We start from the raw sequence: 548 nt of genomic DNA, 5'->3' as shown, positions 1-548 counted from the left end.
AACACCGCACCGGCGCCTTCCGGCGAGGCGGGAAGAAGCGCCAGAAGGGCCGCGGCGCCGTCGCTTTCCCCTGCCGCAACCAATGTACCGAGAGCAGAGGCCACATGATTGGGGCGAGGCCTCGCTGCCGCATTCGACGCGAAGGACGAAATGCACGTGCTGAGGTCGGACGGCGAAAGCCAAAGCTGAAGATGGACCGCCAGCATGAAAAGGCTCGGCGGCATGTCGCTCGCCGACAAGATCAGGCTGCCGTATTGTTCCGCAAAGTCACGCCGCGCAGAGGGAAAGTCAGCTTCCGCGAGCGTTCTCTTCCGGCGCATCATCTCAAGAATGAGGACCAGCTTGGCATGCCGCGGGTCCTGTTCCAACACCTGCGAAATCTCTGCGTCGAACCGGCTCGAGGCTACGTCCTTGATCGCGGCAACCAGCGCGACGATGTGGCGGCCGCTCAAGGCCGGCGCGATGCGCCTGTTCTCCACGACCGAAACCGCCACCGGCCAGTATTCGGTGTAAACCAGCTCGGAAACAACGCGCTCGACATTCGTCAG

The 548-nt window shown here is 63.1% G+C and carries 1 protein-coding gene; it reads right to left on the bottom strand.

Annotation, left to right across the window (positions count from 1 at the left end; translation table 11 throughout):
- Positions 1-548 (bottom strand): hypothetical protein (locus tag ACT6VE_RS34900; RefSeq protein WP_444802664.1); only part of this gene is annotated, 548 nt, incomplete at both ends.

Origin of the sequence: Shinella sp., from assembly GCF_052438155.1 — a bacterium.
GTDB lineage: Bacteria > Pseudomonadota > Alphaproteobacteria > Rhizobiales > Rhizobiaceae > Shinella.
The sequence above is the reverse complement of the archived record's forward strand: the minus strand, read 5'-3'. Positions and strand labels throughout refer to the sequence as shown.